Source organism: Paracoccus nototheniae (assembly GCF_004335005.1).
Lineage (GTDB): Bacteria > Pseudomonadota > Alphaproteobacteria > Rhodobacterales > Rhodobacteraceae > Paracoccus > Paracoccus nototheniae.
In genome coordinates this window covers 1-15,720 of the sequence record NZ_RQRT01000011.1, presented here as the reverse complement: position 1 = coordinate 15,720, position 15,720 = coordinate 1, and the positions used below count along the sequence as shown (strand labels likewise).

Below are 15,720 nucleotides of genomic sequence, written 5' to 3'. Positions count from 1 at the left end.
ACCTAGCCGCGCAGGATTGCGGCCAGCGCGGCAACGTCGGCCTCTGGCGTGTCCCAGGCACAGACCAGCCGCAGCGGCACCGGGTCCAGCCCCTCGGCGGATTTGTCCGGCCAGAGGTAATACAAGGCCCCCGCCGCCCGCGCCCGTGCATGAATGTCCGCCGGAATGGTCGCAAAAACGGCATTCGACTGCACCGGTTGCAGCAGGGTGCCGCCGCCTTCCAGCACGGCATAGGCCAGCACCTGCGCATGGGCATTGGCGCGCGCTGCCAGATCCCGCCACAGCCCGTCCGAGGCCAGCGCCAGCATCTGGGCGGCCAGATATCGGTTCTTGGAAAACACATGGCCAGATTGCTTGCGGCGGTAATCGAACCCCTCGGCCAGCGCGGGATCAAAGAATACCACCGCCTCGGCGGCCATGGCGCCATTCTTGGTCCCGCCGAAGCACAAGGCATCGACGCCCGCGCGCCATGTCAGATCCTCTGCCGAACAGCCCAGATGCGCCACCGCATTGGCAAACCGCGCCCCGTCCATATGCAGGGGCAGTCCGGCCTGATGCGCGATCTGGGCCAGCGCAGCAACCTCGGCGGGGCTATAGACGGTGCCCCATTCGGTCGCGTTGGTGATCGACACCATCGCGCTTTTGCCGCCGTTCAGACCCGCCCCGGCCCCCACGCGCAGCGCCTGCGCCAGCGTCGCCGGGTCCAGCTTGCCGCCCTGACCGGGCAGCGTCACCAGCTTGGCGCCATGGGAAAAGAACTCGGGCGCGGCGCATTCGCTGGTCTCGATATGCGCATCATCATGGCAATAGATGCGACCGTAGGGCGGCGACAGCTGCGCGCAGACCAGCGCATTGGCCGCCGTGCCGGTGGACACGAACCGCACCACGGCCTCGGGCGCCTCCAGCACCTCGCGGATGGCCTCTTGCGCGCGCGCGGTCACCGGATCGGCGCCATAGCCCATCATCGCGCCTGAATTGGCGTCATTCAGCGCCCCCATGACAGCGGGATGGGCGGCATAGGCGTTGTCCGATGCGAAATTCACGACAGATCCTCGATGATGTGGTCTTCCCAATCCTCTTCGCTGACCGACAGCTCATTGACGGTCCAGCCCCGGACGCTGACCCCGGCATCATGCACGCTGTCGGTGCTGCCCGAGATCAGGTGATGCCAGTCATACAAGGGCCGCCCCTCGTGCCGCAGGCGATAGGCGCAGGTGGCGGGCAGCCACCAGGCGATTTCCTTGATCTTGTTCGGCGTCAGCACCACGCAATCGGGGACATAGTCATGGCGGTTGGCATAGCTGGAACAGCGGCAGGCATCGCCGTCCAGCAGCTTGCAGGCGACGCGGGTAAAGGCCAGTTCGTTCGTATCCTCGAACTCGATCTTGTTCAGGCAGCATTTGCCGCAGCCGTCGCACAAAGCCTCCCACTCGTCGCGGGCGAGCTTGGGCAGAGGCAGTTCCCAGAACCGGTCGCGCATCTCAGCGGCCCGCCAGCAGGCGGCGGGCATCGACGGCGTCCTGCGCGATCTGGTCGATCAGCACCTGCACGCTGTCGAATTTCGCCTCGTCGCGCAGGAAATCGACCAGCGCCACGGACAGATGCTGACCATACAGATCGCCCGAGAAATCGAACAGATGCACCTCGAGGTTGGGGGCGTTGCGCCCGAACATGGGCCGCACCCCAAGCGAGGCGACGCCCTGACAGGACAGCCGGTCCGGCCCGGTCAGCACATCGACCAGCACCGCGTAAACGCCAAGGCGCGGCAGATGCAGATCGTCCATCGCCATGTTCGCGGTGGGCCAGCCGAAATCGCGGCCCCGCTTGTTGCCGTGCAGAACCTCGCCCTCGATCCGGTGCCAATGGCCCAGCATGCGTTCCGCGTCATGGGTGCGCCCCTCGGTCAGCGCCGCACGGATCGCGGTCGAGCTGTATTCCCCCTCGGCCGCCCCAACCAGCGGCACGATGGTGACGCCGAAACCAAACCGCTGGCCCATCTCGCGCAGCGTGTCCGCCGTGCCCGCGCGGTTCTTGCCGAAACAGAAATCCGCGCCGACCGTAACATGCGCGATGCCCAGCCCTTCGGCCAGAACCTCGCGCGCAAAGGCCTCGGGCGTCAAACCGGCCAGAACCGGGCCAAAGGGCAGCTCGTACAGCTGCTGCACACCAAGCCGGGCCAGACGGTTGGCGCGAGATTCGGAATTCATCAACCGGAACGGGGCCGCATCGGGGGCGAAATACTGGCGGGGATGGGGTTCAAAACACAAGACGCCCAAGGGCGCGTCGCAGGCGGCACGCGCGGCGTCGATGACCGCACGGTGGCCTTTGTGGACGCCATCGAAATTACCCATGGCGACCGAGGCGCCCCGCGCCTCTGTCCCCAGTCCTGTCCAGTCGCGATGGATTTGCACTGCGCCCCCAGCAGGCGCCAGCTGCGCCCGGTCAGTCGAACTTGCGGCTTGGGGCCAGCACGACCGCCTCGCCTTTCAGAACGACCGTATCGCCGACGAGGCAGCGGGTTGCAAGCGTGACCCGCCGTCTGGCGTGGTCGATCGTCTCGACCGTGACCTCGGCCCGGACCAGATCGCCGGGGCGCACGGGGGCCATGAATTTCAGCGTCTGGCCCAGATAGACGGTGCCATGACCCGGCAGCTGTTCCCCGATCACCGCCGAGATCAGGCCCGCCGTCAGCATCCCATGCGCGATGCGGCCTTCAAAGATGGTGTCCTGGGCGTAAGCCTCGTCCAGATGCACTGGATTGCGGTCGGTCGAGACCTGGGCGAACAGCTCGATATCATGGTCGGTGACCTGCTTGTGCAGGTGGCGGGTCATCCCGATCTCCAGATCCTCGATGACGATCGTGCCGCGCGGAAGATTGTCCAGCATCTTGGGGTCCATTCGCATCTGCCCGGTCCTTGATCATTGCTGCATAGCAGCATCGGGACCATTGCGCAAGAATAGACCTTGGTGTGGTATTTTTCGGCAATATTATTATTGACCAAAGCCCCCCCCCGGAATGCAGAACGCCCGCACCCAGGAAGGGGTGCGGGCGTCATGGTCCTCGTGGCAGGTCTAACGCAGGCGGCCGATGGAATAGGTCGGGGCCTTTTCCAGAATGCGCAGCCAGTCGATCAGCAAATCGGCATCGGGTGTCTCGATATCGGGACCGAAGGCCTCGGCGGCCAGCCCCCCGGTCACGAAGATCGAATCGATCCCCTGCGCAACGGCCCCGGCGATATCGGTGTTGATCCCATCGCCCACCGCCAGATAGCGCGCGTCAGTGCCAAGCCCCATCAGCGCCCGCGCCCGGTCATAGATCGGGGCATGGGGCTTGCCGAAATACAACGTCCGTCCCCCAAGGCTTTCATAGAACTCGGCCAGCGCGCCCGCACAATAGATCCGCGTCTCGCCCATATCGACGACGATATCGGGATTGGCGCACAGCATCGGCAGGCCCCGGTCGCGCGCATCCAGAAAGCGCGCGCGGTAATGTTCGGGCGTCTCGCTGACCTCTTCGAAGGGCCCCGAGGCGACGATGCCCTCGGCCTCGGCCAGATCGACGCGGGCGATGGGGGCGGCCCCGGCATGGGCATCGGGAATGTCGGTGAAGAAGCCGTCATCCTTGGCGGTGCCGATATGCCAGACCTTGCGCCCGACAGCGCCCGCAAACATCGCGTCCTGCGCGGCGTCGCCGGAACTGACGACCAGATCCCAGGCATCGCGCGGCACGCCCATCAGGTCCAGCTGCGCGATGACATAGGGGCTGGGGCGCGGCGCATTGGTCATCAGACAGACCGTGCCACCCTGCGCCCGGAACGCCTGCAGCGCCGCAACCGCCGCCGCATAGGGTTCCTTGCCATTGTGCAGACAGCCCCACAGATCGCAGAACAGCGCGTCATAGCCGGCCGAGATTTCGGCCAGCGACGAGATGATGCGGCTCATCAGACGGCCAGGACCGGGATGATCTGCTTTTTGCGGCTCATCACGCCGGGCAGCACGACCGTGTCGCCGGTGACGGTGACGCCAAAGCTGCGTTCGGCGACGGATTTGATAAAGTCGTTGGGAACCAGCAGGGTGGCCTCTTCGCGCAGGATGTCGATGACGAACAGCAGCACCTCTTCGGCGCCATCTTCGGCGGCCACGGCGGGCATCGCGGCCATCAGCGCGGCCTTGCGGTCCAGAATGACCTTGGGCGAGGTGGTTTCCAGAACCGAAATGCGCAGCTGACGCCCGCCCAGCTCGTATTCCTTGCTGTCCATCTTCAGCAGCGCGGCCTCGCTGAAGGCGCTGACATCGGATTTGGCGGCGAACATCTCGGCCGCCAGATCAGCGATGCTGACACCCAGATCGGTGGCCAGCTTTTCGGCGACCGCGCGGTCATGCGGCGTCGTGGTCGGGCTGCGGAATTCCAGCGTGTCCGAGATGATGCAGGTCAGCATCGCGCCCTTGATGCCCTCGGGGGCGCGGGCCATGTCATCGCCGATCAGGTCATGCATGATCGTAGCGGTGCAGGCCAGCGGACGGATGGTGATGTTGATCGGCGAGCGGGTCTTGATGCCGCCGGCCAGCAGGTGGTGGTCGATGATCTCGATCACCTCGGCCTCGGCCAGCGACGCGGGCAGCTCGGCGGGGTTGTTGGTGTCCACGATCACGCAGCGATCGGTGGCGGTCACATCGCTGATGATCTGCGGCTTGACCAGATTCCAGCGGTTCAGCATCCACAGCGCTTCGGTGTTCGGCTCTCCCTGCAGGACCGCCTCGGCGGGGGTCTTGCGGCATTCGGTCAGATACCACGCCCAGATAAGGGGCGAGCCGGTGGAATCCGTGTCGGGAGAGGTATGGCCGAAGACCTTGATCATGATGCACCTTTGATTGTTGTGCGAAAAGAGGGATGCTGAGCGCCTTATAGGCAGCCCTGCCCCCGCTGTCCACGTTTGGAAAAGCGGGGCGCCGGTCATGCAAAAGGGCGCCCGAAGGCGCCCTGTCGCAATGAATGGCGGATGGGGTCAGGCCGCGCGGGTCAGCAGAACTTCTTCGACGCGCTTCTGGGCGCCGCCCTCGTCCAGACCGCCGACGGCGGCGACTTCGCGGGTCAGACGGTCCAGCGCAGCCTCGTACAGCTGGCGTTCGGAATAGGACTGCTCGCGCTGGTCATCGCAGCGATGCAGATCGCGAACGACTTCGGCAATCGACATCAGATCGCCGGAATGGATCTTCTGTTCATATTCCTGCGCGCGGCGCGACCACATCGCGCGTTTGACGCGGGCCTTGCCCTTCAGGGTTTCCAGCGCGCGGTCGATCAGGTCGGGGGTGGACAGGCTGCGCATGCCGATTTCGCTGGCGCGGGCGGTGGGAACGCGCAGGGTCATCTTGTCCTTGTCGAACGAGATCACGAACATTTCCAGCCGCAGACCCGCGACCTCCTGTTCCTCGATGGACACGATGCGACCCACACCATGGGCCGGATAGACGACAAATTCGTCGGGACGGAATTCGTTTTTCTTGGATTTCGACATCTGGCTTCCTCTGACATGCGCCCGCGAGACGGGCACAAAGGGCCGCAGGGGGGCAATGCCACCCTCGGTCCATTTTCGATCTTGTTGGGCAACCCCCGCCCGGCAGAGGGCAAGGATGCAACAGCTTGGGCGCAACCGGCTAAGACCGCTGACCTGCGACCAGCTGCGCGACATGGTAGATCATAACACAAAAATGACATTGAAAAAAGCGCCGCCTTGGCGACGCCTTTTACGCGGCAAACCCTTGCACAGACTGCAAAATCAGCCGATCGCGCCGCGCTGGCGCAACCGGACGGCGTGCGTCGAGCGAATCAGTCGCCCTCGCCCGGGGCTTCGGAAAAGTACTTCTCAAGCTTGCCGTCCTGCCCATCCATTTCGGTCGCGGTGGGCAGCGGATCCTTTTTGCGGGTGATCACAGGCCACAGTTCCGAATATTTCCGGTTGAACTCGACCCATGTCTCCATCTTGGGTTCCGTGTCCGGGCTGATCGCATTGGCGGGGCATTCGGGTTCGCACACGCCGCAATCGATGCATTCATCGGGATGGATGACCAGCGTGTTCTCGCCCTCGTAGAAGCAATCCACGGGGCAAACCTCGACGCAATCGGTGTATTTGCACATGATGCAGTTGTCGGTCACGACATAGGTCATCGGGGCGCTCTTGTCCTAGTGTTCGGCCTGTCACCTAGTCGCTTCGGGCGGATCAATCAACCCGTCGCCGCCGATTGCGTCATCGCCGCCCGGATCGTTCGCGTCATGGTAAAGCTGGCGCGCCTCGACCGCCGGGCCGCGCCGTTCGCCCAAGGCCCGCACGGTCAGCGCCCGCACCTCGCCATAGGCCGACACGGTCAGCCGGTCGCCCGCATGAACCGCGCGGCCCGGCTTGCGGCAGGGCTGGCCGTTCACACGAATGCCGCCGCCCTCGATCCGGGCGGCGGCAAGGCCACGGGTCTTGAAGATCCGCGCATGGAACAGCCATTTATCCAGTCGCAGACCTTCGGCCTTGTCGTTCAACTCAGCTTTTATCCTTCAGCTGAGCGAGGATCGCGAAGGGGCTGTCGGGATCGGCCTTCTTTTCGGGGCGCGCGGAAAAGGTCTTGGGGCCCTGATGCGAAGACGGCTTGCCGCCCTCGCGCTTGCCACCGCCCGGCTTGCCGCCGAACTTGCCACCGGGCTTGCCCTGACCCCCGCGTTCGCGACGCTCGCCCTGCGGCGCATCGCCACGGGGGCGGTCGCCCGAAGGCGCGGCGGCTGCAGCGCCGTCACCGGCCTGACCTTCACGGGACTGACCTTCACGGGACTGACCTTCGCGGGGCTGACCGTCACGGGGTCCATCACGGCGGGGACCGCGACGCTGGCCCTGCGGACGATCCCCTTCGGCGCGATCGCCCTGGGGACGATCACCCTGAGGACGACGATTACCCCGGGGCTTGGGCGCCCATTTGAAGCTGTAGAACACCTCCATCTCGGGCGGTGCCTCGGCAGCAGCATCCGCCGCTGCCGTATCAGCGGGCGCGGCCTCGGCAGGTGCAGCGTCAGCCGCATCAGCCGGTGCGGGCTCAGCCACATCGGTCTCGCCCTCGGGCGCCGCGGCGGCGGCGGCTTCGGCCTCAAGACGGCGCTTTTCGGTCTGCTCGGCCTCCCATTTCGCGCGTGTCTCGGCGGCCAGCACCGATTCCTCTTCGGTCATCGGCGCATCCGAACCTTCGCCCTCGGGCATCGGCGCCACGACCGGCGCCTCGGCTGCCTTGACCTTGGGGCGTTCACCCCGTTCGGCGGCATAGCCCAGACCCTGCATCAGGCCGGAAAACTGCTCCAGCGTCATGCCGGTGATCGACAGCATGTCGGGATTGGCCTCGAACCCGCCGCGCGTGTCCTGCGCGCGCAGCAGATCGGCCAGACGTTCCAGCATGTCGATGCGGATCGCCCGTTCACCTGCGGGGCGATAGCCCGACAGCGCATAGACCTGATCGGGGACCACATCCAGATGCGGGATCGTCACCAGACCCGGCGGCGGGCTTTCGGGAAATTCCGACAGACCTTCGTGCAGCGACCACAGCACCAGACGCAGGCGCGTCGGCGCAGGCTTCAGCAGCGCGGGCAGGAAGATCGTGAACTGGCCAAAGCGGACGCCGTGCTTGCGCAGCGCGCCGCGCGCCTCCTGATCCAGTTCCTTGACCTCATTGGCGATGGCGTCGCGGGGCAGGATGCCAAGCGATTCCACCAGCCGGAAGGCAAAGCCGCGGGCCAGACCCGTCAGGGCCTCGTCATGCTGCAGCGTCACCAGCGGCTCGAACAGCGCGGCGGTCTTGCGGTCGATGAAATGCTGGGCGCGGCGGCGCACTTTGTCGGCGATCTCGGGCCCTGCCTCTTCGTCGACAAAGACCTCGACGCCGGGATGCAGGGGATCGGCGCCCTTGACCAGCTTGCCCACCGCCTGCGTGCCCCACATCAGGCCACCCTGTTCGGTGTAATCCATCTCGCTGTCGGGGGCGTTATAGAACCGGTCGGCGCGCAGATGAAACTCGGGTTTCAGCGCGTCATAGCTGGCGCGGCTAAGCATCTTCGCCTCGTCCGCCGATGCGGTCTGGTCAGGGCGGAAGCGGAAGCCCTCAAGACGGCCGGCGAATTCGCCCTCGACCGTCACTTCGCCCTTGTCATTCACTTCGGCCACGAGGCTCTCCTTCTGCTTGAGCCGGCGCAGAAGCACGGATGTGCGCCGGTCCACAAATCTCTGCGTCAGCGCCGCGTGCAGCGCGTCCGACAGGCGGTCTTCTACAGCGCGCGTTTCCTCGCGCCAATGCTTTTCGTCCGCCACCCAGCCCGTTCTTTGCGCGACATAGGTCCAGGTGCGGATATAGGCCAGTCGTTTGGACAGGGCGTCGATATCGCCCTGCACCTTGTCGATGCGTGCAATGGCACTGCCCAGCCAGTCGGCGGGAATATGGCCATCCTGCAGGAAACCATAGATTCGGGCCAGCAGGGTTGCATGTTCCATCTGCGAAATCCCGCGAAAATCGGGCACGCGGCACACATCCCACAACAGGCGCACATCCCGCCCGCCCTGCACGCGGTCACGGATTTCCGGCAGCGCGCTGAGAATCTTCAACGTCGCCAGATCGTCGGCCTCGCGACCCCGGCCCAGCAATTCGTGCCCCGAACCGGTTTCCAGACTGTTGACCAGCCGCTCCATCGTGCCGAATTCCAGCGCCCCGTTGCGCCAGATCAGCCGCTGGATGGGCGCAAAGCGGTGGTTCTCCAGCGCCTCGATCAGCCCCTCATCGGGGATCTCGGCCTCGCCGGTCACGCCAAACGTGCCAGGTTCGGTATGGCGCCCGGCCCGACCCGCGATCTGGCCCATCTCATGCGGGAACAGCGGCCTGACCCGGCGCCCGTCGAATTTATGCGTGGCGCTGAAGGCTACATGCTTGATGTCCAGATTAAGACCCATGCCGATGGCATCGGTCGCGACCAGATAATCGACCTCGCCATTCTGGTACATCTCGACCTGAGCGTTGCGCGTGCGCGGGCTCAGCGCCCCCATGACCACGGCGCAGCCGCCCTTCTGGCGGCGCAGCAATTCCGCCATCGCATAGACGTCATCGACGCTGAACCCCACGATGGCGCTGCGGGCGGGCATCCGGGACAGCTTTTTCGACCCCGCCCAGTTCAGTTTTGAAAACCGCTCGCGCCGGATGAACTGGGTCTCGGGGACCAGCGCGGCAATGGCCTTGCGCATTGTATCGCTGCCCAGAAACAGCGTCTCGACGGTGCCGCGCATATGCAGCAGGCGGTCGGTAAAGACATGGCCCCGGCCCGGATCGGCGCACAGCTGGATTTCGTCGATGGCCACGAAATCGACGGCGATATCGGGCATCGCCTCGGTCGTGGCGACCCAATATTGCACACGCGGCGGCACGATGCGTTCCTCGCCCGTGACCAGCGCCACGACCGAGGGGCCGCGCGCCTTCACGATCCGGTCATAGACCTCGCGCGCCAGCAGGCGCAGCGGCAGCCCGATGACCCCCGATCTGTGGCCCAGCATCCGTTCGATGGCGTGATGCGTCTTGCCGGTGTTCGTCGGCCCCAGAATGGCGGTGATCCGCCCGCGCGTGGTCATGTTCATCGCCTATATATCGGTGCCGCGGCGCGCATGTTCCAGACGGGCGATGCCGTCAATCGCCTCTTGCTGATGCGGATGGATCTCCAGACTGGCGCGATAGGCGGCCAGCGCGCGATCCTCTTCGCCCATCTCCTCCAGCATGGCGCCCAGCTGGGTCAGGGCCGCGAAATGGCGCGGCTCCAGCTCCAGCGTGCGGGCCAGATCGGCCAGCGCCGGGCCGAACTGGCCGGTCATGGCATAGGCCGCTGCCCGGGTCTGAAACCCCGCCGCGAAATCGGGCGCATGATCGGTCAGCGCGGTCAGATGGCCGATGGCACTGGGCAGGTCGCCCTGATCCAACGCGGCCTCGCCGCGCTGCAACAGCAGATCCATGGCGGGCGACCCCGACCGCGACCAGGCGCGCAAGATGTCGCTTTCGGCCATCCGCCAGCCCTCGCCGCCGGGCTGGGCCAGCCGCGCAAAGGCATCGTCCAAAGGCTGGGCTGCGGCATTCAGCGGCAAGGCGCTTGCAATGAGCACGGAAATCGTCAGAAGGCGGTGACGCAGTGCCGCGACGGCAGTCTGGAAAACGGGGCGGACCGGGCTCATATTGTGGGTGTAACCCAGCCCGCAGGTCGGGCGCCAGCCAAAGCGCATCAGGAGAGATGAAATGAGCGAAGTCGTGACCAAGGCCGTCGAGCAATTGTCCACCAAGATCGACAGCTTCGATTCGACCGCCAAATTCGTCATCACCGGCGAAGGCGCGATCATGATCGACGAAGACGGCGTGCGCGCCGGCGATGACGAGGCCGAGGTCACCCTGACCGCCAGCCGCGAAACCTTCGAAGGCATCATGACCGGCGATGTGAACCCCGCCACCGCCTTCATGACGGGCAAGCTGAAAATCGACGGCAACATGGGCGTGGCGATGCAGCTGGGCCAGAAACTGTCCTGACCCCCGATGCAGCAGGCGCCCTTTCATCAACTGCCTGACGACCGCTCGGCGCCCGCCACGGCGTTCTGGATGCAGGCCGATGACGGGCTGCGCCTCAGGCTCGGACTGTGGCGCGCGGGCGGGGAACCCTCGCGCGGCACGATCCTTCTGTTTCCGGGCCGCACCGAATATCTTGAGAAATACGCCCCCACCGCCCATCGCCTGATGGCCCAAGGGTATGACGTGCTGTCGATCGACTGGCGCGGACAGGGAATGTCCGACCGCCTGCAATCCGACCCACGCCCGGGCCATATCGGCGCCTTCGCCGATTACCAGCGCGACGTGATCGAGATGGTCGTGGCCGCCGGCGATCTGGATCTGCCCCGTCCCTGGCATCTTCTGGCCCATTCCATGGGCGGCTGCATCGGTCTGGCCGCGCTGGACGGCGGGCTGCCGGTGCAATCGGCGGTGTTCTCGGCGCCGATGTGGGGGATCAACCTGCGCCGCGTCCAGCATGGCGTGGCGCTTGGCATCGCCTATCTGGCGGGCCGGGTCGGGCGCGGCGGGCTGACCGCCCCGGGCAGCGGCGGCGCCTCGACCACCTATCCGCTGGATGAAAGCTTCAACGCGAACCTTCTGACCCGCAATGGCGACGAATGGGCCCGGCTGGTACGCGAGGCCGTGGCATGGCCCGACCTGACCATCGGCGGGGCGACCTATGACTGGGTCAGCAAGGCGCTGAACGAATGCGCGCGCCTGTCGCGCCTCCCCTCGCCCGACCTGCCGATGCTGGTCTCGCTCGGCTCCGACGAACGCATCGTCTCGCCGCAGGCCATCCGCGACCGCACCGCCCGCTGGCCCGGCGCCGAACTGATCCAGATCGCAGGCGCCCGTCACGAGATCCTGATGGAAACCCCCGACCTGCGCGACGCCTTTTTCGACGCCATGTTGGCCCATTTCGACACTCCCTGACCCCTGCAGCGGTCCGGAAATATCCTCAGGGGGGAGGCGCCGAAGGCGACGGGGGGCGCGATCGCCCCCCTTCCGCGCCGCCGCGACACCACCCCTAGCCCTTGCTGCCCGACCGCTCAGACGGGGTGGACACACTGGGCATCCGCAGCCGAATCCGCTTCAGGCGCCGGGGGTCGGCATCGACCACCTCGAATTCCGCACCCGAGGGGTGGGTGATCACCTCGCCGCGCAAGGGCACCCGTCCCGCCAGCATGAAGATCAGCCCGCCAAGCGTATCGACCTCGTCATCCTCGTTCTCGACCAGACGCAGGCCGGTCTCGGCCTCGACATCATCCAGTGCGGCGCGGGCCTGAATCAGCCATTGGCCGGTCTTTTCGTGGATCCACAGCCCACCTTCATCCTCGTCATGCTCGTCCTCGATCTCGCCGATGACCTGTTCGATCAGATCCTCGATCGTGACCAGACCATCGACGCCGCCATATTCGTCGATGACCAGCGCCATATGAGTGCGCTTTTGCTGCATCTGCTGCAGCAGCACCCCGATCGGCATCGAGGGTGGCACATACAGCATCGGGCGCAGCATCGGGCGCAACGTGAACTTCCCCCCTGCCCCAAAACCGTGCTTCAGCGTCAGATCCTTGAGGTGGATCAGGCCAAGCGGGCTGTCCAGCGTGCCCCGAAAAACCGGAATGCGCGAGAACCCGTGTTCGCGAAACATCGTCACCAGATCGTCCAGCGTGATGTTCAGAGGCGCCGCAATGATCTCGACCTTGGGGATGGCGACGTCATCGACGCGCATCCGGCGCAGGTTCATCAGACCCGGCTTGCCCTCGACATGGCGGTCGGCCTCGTCATCCTCGCCCGATGCCTCCGATCCGGTCAGCGCCGACAGCACCCGCCCGAAGAACCCGCGTGGACTGGCTGCGGGTTCGTCCTCTTCCTCGGGGCGGATCACCGAAACCTCTGTCGGGGCACGCTCGGCCAGCAGGTCGCCGCTGGCGTCCGGGGTGCCCTCGACAGAGGCACCGGCTAATCGGCTGTCGGAATTCATCAGGCTTTCTCCTCATAGGGATCGGGAATGGTCATCCGGGCCAGAATCGACCGCTCTGTCTGTTCCATCAGAGCGGCGTCGGGATCGGTCTGGTGATCATAGCCCAGCAGATGCAGCGTCGCATGGACCAGCAGATGCAGGACATGATGATCAAAGGGTTTGCCCTGCGCCTGCGCTTCGGCCGTGCAGGTGTCGAACGAGATGGCGATATCGCCCAACTCGTCCTCGTCGGGGATCTCGGGCATCGCGCCCGGCGCGTGGGGCAGATGGTCGACCGCAGGCCATGACAGGACATTGGTCGCACGGGGCTTTCCCCGGAAATCGGCGTTCAGGCTGGCGATGCGGGCATCGTCGCAGCCCATGACCACGACCTCTCCGCCGATGCGGTGCCATAGCAGCGTCGCGTCTATCGCTTGGGCCGCCAGGTCTTCCAGACCGGCGGCCTCCCATCGGTCATCTTCGATGACGCAATCGGCAGATCTTTCGTCAGGCATCGTTCCGCATCATCCGGCGCGGCACATATTGTCCGCGCATCTCCTCGGTTTCGCCGCGCGCATGGGCCGCGACTTCCTCGGCGTCATACGCCTTGATGATGCGCGCGACAAGCGGGTGGCGCACGACATCGTCGGCGGTGAAATAGCTGAAGCTGATGCCCTTGACATCCTTGAGCACTTTTTCCGCGTCGATCAGCCCCGATTGCATGCCGCGCGGCAGATCGATCTGGGTGCGGTCGCCGGTGATGACCATCCGCGACCCCTCGCCCAAACGGGTCAGGAACATCTTCATCTGCATGGAACTGGCGTTCTGCGCCTCGTCCAGCACGACAAAGGCGCGCGACAGGGTGCGGCCCCGCATGAAGGCCAGCGGCGCGATCTCGATCCGCTTTTCCTCCATCAGCTTCTGCATCTGCTTGCCGGGCAGGAAATCGTTCAGCGCGTCATAGAGCGGCTGCATATAGGGGTCGACTTTTTCCTTCATGTCGCCGGGCAGAAAGCCCAAACGTTCACCCGCCTCGACGGCGGGTCGCGACAAGATGATCTTGTCGACATGGCCGCCGATCAGCATGGTCACGCCAACCGCCACCGCCAGATAGGTCTTGCCGGTGCCCGCAGGCCCGATGCCAAAGGCCAGTTCGTTCTGAAACAGCGCCCGGACATAGGCCTTTTGCGCCTCGGTGCGCGGCTCGACCGATTTCTTGCGGGTGCGCAATTCATAATTGCCCTGGGCGAACATCTCCATCTGTTCGGCGGGCGTGACCTCGACGGCGGGTTCGACGCCCATGCGCAACGCGGCCTCGACCTCGGCCAGACTGACGGGGCGGTGCTGTTCCAGCCGGGCGTACAGACCACGCAGCAGCGTCGCGGCCTCGGACTGCGCCTCGGGGCCGCCGACGACGGCGATCTGGTTGCCGCGTCGCAGGATGTGAACGCCAAGCGCCTCTTCGATGCGGGCCAGATGACGGTCATTGGCGCCGCAGAGATCGATCAGCAATCTGTTGTCAGGAAATTCCAGAAGGGTTTCGACCGGGGGGGTGGTGACGGGTGGCGTCGGGGTCAGGCCCAAATTGCTCTCCTGCTCAGGCATGTGGGTTGAAGGTGGCAAGGCTGTGGGATTCGCACAAGACCATCCTGTCGGCATTTCCTTAAGAATTGCCCCAGAACAGGGCAAAATGCGGCAGGACAAGCAAAAGTTGCATCACGTCCCGGCAAAATCAGCCCCTTGCGGGGGCATTTTGCCCAAAAAAGCGGCCAGTGCGGGGGCATGATCCATCTGCGCGACCGGTCCGTCATGGACGATCCGGCCATCCTGCAGCATCGCGACGCGGTCGCCGATGATGCGGACGGATGCCATGTCATGGGTGATGGTGATGGCGGTCGCGCCGGTTTCGGTCACGATCCCACGGATCAGCGCATCGATGGCCCGCGCCCGGATCGGGTCCAGACCGGTCGTCGGTTCGTCGAAAAAGATCACCTGCGGGTCGTCGGCGATGGCGCGGGCCAGACCGACCCGCTTGGCCATGCCACCCGACAGCTCCGAGGGCATCAGATCGGCGATATCAGGGCCCAGACCCACGCGGGCCAGCTTGTCCAGCGCGATGGACCGGGCGCGGGCGTCGGGCATGCGCTGGCGCAGGCGAAAGGCGACATTCTGCCAGACCGACAGGCTGTCAAACAGCGCCGCCCCCTGAAACAGCATCCCGAAACCCGCCAGAAAGCGGCCGCGCGCGGCCCGGTCCAAGGGCTGGCCCTGCCACAGGATCTGTCCCGAATCCGGTACCTCGAGCCCCAGAATACAGCGCAGCAAAACCGATTTTCCGGTGCCAGACTGGCCAATGACGCACAGGCTTTCGCCCTGCCCCACGGCCAGATCGATGCCGTCCAGCACCCGTTTCGGGCCAAAGGATTTCGACAGGCCCCGAACCCCGATCATTCGAAAAACAGCCCCGTCAGCAGGAAATTCGCGGCGAGGATCCCGACGGCGGCGGCGACCACGGCATTGGTCGTGGCCCGGCCCACGCCCGCCGCACCCCGGCCCGCGCGCAGCCCGAACCAGCAGCCCGACAGCGTCACCACAAGCCCGAACACGGCGCCCTTGATCAGGCCCGAGGTGACATCCCAAGCCTCGAGATAGGCCCAGCTGTTGGCGATGTAGGTGGCCGAGCCGAAGCCAAGCGATCCGGTCCCGACCATCCAGCCGCCCATGATGCCGATGATGTCGCCCACCGCGACCAGCACCGGCATCGACAGGATCCCCGCCCACAGGCGCGGCGTGACCAGCCAGCGGATCGGGTCGGTGGACAGGGTCACCAGCGCGTCGATCTGTTCGGTGACGCGCATCGTCCCCAGCTCGGCCGCGATGGAGCTGGCGACGCGGGCAGCGACCATCAACCCGCCCAGCACCGGGCCCAGTTCGCGCACCATGCCGATGGCGACGATCGCGGGCACGACATCGCTGGCCTGAAACCGGGCGCCGCCGGAATGGATCTGCAAGGCCAGCGCCGCGCCGGTGAACAGCGCCGTCAGCCCCACGACCGGCAGCGACAGCCAGCCGATCTGGACCAGCTGATGCGCGATCGCCCGGGCCGGAAAGGGGCGCAGGCCGCCAAGCCCCCGCCCCGCAAAGATCGCCACCGCCCCCATCCCGCG

Annotated in this window: 18 protein-coding genes; 2 read left to right on the top strand and 16 right to left on the bottom strand. The window is 65.6% G+C overall.

Features of this window, described 5'->3' with window-relative positions; genetic code table 11:
- Positions 1-2: 2 nt before the first annotated feature.
- The 11 genes from EG885_RS06720 to EG885_RS06670 all read right to left on the bottom strand — a co-directional run bounded on the left by EG885_RS06720 (position 3) and on the right by EG885_RS06670 (position 10,157).
- A complete protein-coding gene (locus tag EG885_RS06720; RefSeq protein ID WP_131573712.1) occupies positions 3-1,043 on the bottom strand; it encodes a threonine aldolase family protein in 1,041 nt (346 codons plus the stop codon).
- Positions 1,040-1,480 carry a YcgN family cysteine cluster protein gene (locus EG885_RS06715; RefSeq protein ID WP_131573761.1) on the bottom strand — a complete coding sequence of 147 codons (441 nt, stop codon included), beginning with the start codon at positions 1,478-1,480 and terminating at the stop codon, positions 1,040-1,042. The genes EG885_RS06720 and EG885_RS06715 overlap by 4 nt, the downstream gene beginning before the upstream one ends.
- Position 1,481: 1 nt before the next feature.
- Positions 1,482-2,411, bottom strand: a complete 930-nt coding sequence (locus tag EG885_RS06710) for a bifunctional riboflavin kinase/FAD synthetase (RefSeq protein ID WP_131573711.1) — start codon at positions 2,409-2,411, stop codon at positions 1,482-1,484.
- 31 nt (positions 2,412-2,442) lie between these two features.
- The gene (locus EG885_RS06705) at positions 2,443-2,886 is read right to left on the bottom strand and encodes a MaoC family dehydratase (protein ID WP_131573760.1); all 444 of its coding nucleotides are present in this window, start codon (positions 2,884-2,886) and stop codon (positions 2,443-2,445) included.
- 186 nt (positions 2,887-3,072) lie between these two features.
- A complete protein-coding gene (locus EG885_RS06700; protein ID WP_131573710.1) occupies positions 3,073-3,942 on the bottom strand; it encodes a TIGR01459 family HAD-type hydrolase in 870 nt (289 codons plus the stop codon).
- Positions 3,942-4,859 carry a manganese-dependent inorganic pyrophosphatase gene (locus tag EG885_RS06695; protein WP_131573709.1) on the bottom strand — a complete coding sequence of 306 codons (918 nt, stop codon included), beginning with the start codon at positions 4,857-4,859 and terminating at the stop codon, positions 3,942-3,944. Before EG885_RS06695 ends, EG885_RS06700 begins: the two co-directional genes overlap by 1 nt.
- A 147-nt stretch (positions 4,860-5,006) precedes the next feature.
- A complete protein-coding gene (locus tag EG885_RS06690) occupies positions 5,007-5,516 on the bottom strand; it encodes a CarD family transcriptional regulator (protein ID WP_131573708.1) in 510 nt (169 codons plus the stop codon).
- 311 nt (positions 5,517-5,827) lie between these two features.
- Positions 5,828-6,166 carry a ferredoxin FdxA gene (gene fdxA, locus EG885_RS06685; protein ID WP_131573707.1) on the bottom strand — a complete coding sequence of 113 codons (339 nt, stop codon included), beginning with the start codon at positions 6,164-6,166 and terminating at the stop codon, positions 5,828-5,830.
- 30 nt (positions 6,167-6,196) lie between these two features.
- Positions 6,197-6,529: an RNA-binding S4 domain-containing protein gene (locus tag EG885_RS06680; protein ID WP_131573706.1), complete on the bottom strand. Its 333-nt coding sequence runs from the start codon at positions 6,527-6,529 to the stop codon at positions 6,197-6,199.
- Position 6,530: 1 nt separating this feature from the next.
- Positions 6,531-9,635 carry a helicase-related protein gene (locus tag EG885_RS06675; RefSeq protein ID WP_131573705.1) on the bottom strand — a complete coding sequence of 1,035 codons (3,105 nt, stop codon included), beginning with the start codon at positions 9,633-9,635 and terminating at the stop codon, positions 6,531-6,533.
- A gap of 9 nt (positions 9,636-9,644) precedes the next feature.
- Complete coding sequence (locus tag EG885_RS06670; protein WP_379106709.1) at positions 9,645-10,157, bottom strand: tetratricopeptide repeat protein; 513 nt, start codon at positions 10,155-10,157, stop codon at positions 9,645-9,647.
- A gap of 130 nt (positions 10,158-10,287) precedes the next feature.
- On the opposite strand from EG885_RS06670, the gene EG885_RS06665 reads away from it, so the two are divergent.
- On the top strand, positions 10,288-10,572 hold the full coding sequence (locus EG885_RS06665; RefSeq protein WP_131573704.1) for an SCP2 sterol-binding domain-containing protein: 285 nt from the start codon (positions 10,288-10,290) through the stop codon (positions 10,570-10,572).
- A gap of 6 nt (positions 10,573-10,578) precedes the next feature.
- Positions 10,579-11,523, top strand: a complete 945-nt coding sequence (locus tag EG885_RS06660; RefSeq protein ID WP_131573703.1) for an alpha/beta fold hydrolase — start codon at positions 10,579-10,581, stop codon at positions 11,521-11,523.
- A 94-nt stretch (positions 11,524-11,617) separates the two neighbouring features.
- On the opposite strand, the gene EG885_RS06655 is transcribed toward EG885_RS06660, so the two are convergent.
- The 5 genes from EG885_RS06655 to EG885_RS06635 all read right to left on the bottom strand — a co-directional run bounded on the left by EG885_RS06655 (position 11,618) and on the right by EG885_RS06635 (position 15,714).
- The gene (locus EG885_RS06655) at positions 11,618-12,574 is read right to left on the bottom strand and encodes a CBS domain-containing protein (protein ID WP_131573702.1); all 957 of its coding nucleotides are present in this window, start codon (positions 12,572-12,574) and stop codon (positions 11,618-11,620) included.
- Complete coding sequence (gene ybeY / locus EG885_RS06650) at positions 12,574-13,068, bottom strand: rRNA maturation RNase YbeY (RefSeq protein ID WP_131573701.1); 495 nt, start codon at positions 13,066-13,068, stop codon at positions 12,574-12,576. The genes EG885_RS06655 and ybeY overlap by 1 nt, the downstream gene beginning before the upstream one ends.
- On the bottom strand, positions 13,061-14,158 hold the full coding sequence (locus tag EG885_RS06645; RefSeq protein WP_131573700.1) for a PhoH family protein: 1,098 nt from the start codon (positions 14,156-14,158) through the stop codon (positions 13,061-13,063). Before EG885_RS06645 ends, ybeY begins: the two co-directional genes overlap by 8 nt.
- Before the next feature lie 111 nt (positions 14,159-14,269).
- The gene (locus tag EG885_RS06640; RefSeq protein WP_131573699.1) at positions 14,270-15,004 is read right to left on the bottom strand and encodes an ABC transporter ATP-binding protein; all 735 of its coding nucleotides are present in this window, start codon (positions 15,002-15,004) and stop codon (positions 14,270-14,272) included.
- A complete protein-coding gene (locus tag EG885_RS06635; RefSeq protein ID WP_131573758.1) occupies positions 15,001-15,714 on the bottom strand; it encodes an MlaE family ABC transporter permease in 714 nt (237 codons plus the stop codon). Before EG885_RS06635 ends, EG885_RS06640 begins: the two co-directional genes overlap by 4 nt.
- Positions 15,715-15,720: the final 6 nt, after the last annotated feature.